General features: G+C 67.9%; 1 protein-coding gene. It reads left to right on the plus strand.

Annotated features, from left to right (window positions below):
* Window positions 1–199 precede the first annotated feature (199 nt).
* Window positions 200–955: glycosyltransferase family 2 protein (locus tag WS62_RS27640; protein ID WP_066577696.1), on the plus strand; the 756-nt coding region annotated here is incomplete at its 3' end.

A 955-nucleotide genomic window follows, 5' to 3' on the forward strand; every position in this document is an offset into this window, starting at 1 on the left:
CGAAGACGAAGACGAAGACGAAGACGAAGACGAAGACGAAGACGAAGACGAAGACGAAGACGAAGACGAAGACGAAGACGAAGACGAAGACGAAGACGAAGACGAAGACGAAGACGAAGGGCGATGCGTCGAAGTCCTGACGACTTGAGGCATCGAAGCGACAACGAAGCGACAACCCCGAACCACCGAAGGAAGCACGATGACGACCTTGGGCGCGCTGGTGATTCTGTATTACCCGACGGACGAGCAGCTATCGGGGCTGGAGGCGCTCGCGCGCGACAGCGACGCGCTCGCGGTGGTCGACAACACGCCGCAGGAATACCCGCTGGCGCGCGAGCGGGTGCGCGCGCTGGCGTCGCGGGCGAACGTCGTGTGGCGGCACCACGGCAACCGTGGCGGGGTGGCGGGCGCGTACAACGCGGGGCTGTCGGCGCTGTTCGCGCAGGGCATCGACGCGGTCGCGCTGTTCGACCAGGATTCGACGGTGCCGGCGACGTTCCTGGCGCAGATGCGCGACGCGTGCGCGCGGCTGGGCGCGGGCGCGTTCATCGCGGGGCCGCGGATCTACGACGCGAACGATCGGCGGTTCCTGCCGGAGCTGATGACGAGCGGCGTGACGGTGCATCGGGTGCCGGTGGAAGGCAAGACGGCGCCGCAGCGCTGCGCGTTCCTGATCTCGTCGGGCAGCGTGATCTCGCGGGCGGCCTATACGGAGCTGGGGCGGTTCGACGAGGCGCTGTTCATCGATCACGTCGACACGGAGTATTGCCTGCGGGCGCTGGCGCGCAACGTGCCGCTGTACGTGGTGCCGTCGCTCGTGCTGACGCACCGGATCGGCGCGCGCCGGCGGCACCGGGTGGGGCCGTTCGAGCTGAGCGCGATGCACCATTCGTGGCAGCGGCGGTATTACGGCGCGCGCAACGCGATGCAGGTGGGGCTGCAGTACGGCTTGCGG

The sequence above is a fragment of the Burkholderia sp. ABCPW 14 genome (assembly GCF_001523835.1).
GTDB classification, from domain to species: Bacteria; Pseudomonadota; Gammaproteobacteria; order Burkholderiales; family Burkholderiaceae; genus Burkholderia; species Burkholderia mayonis.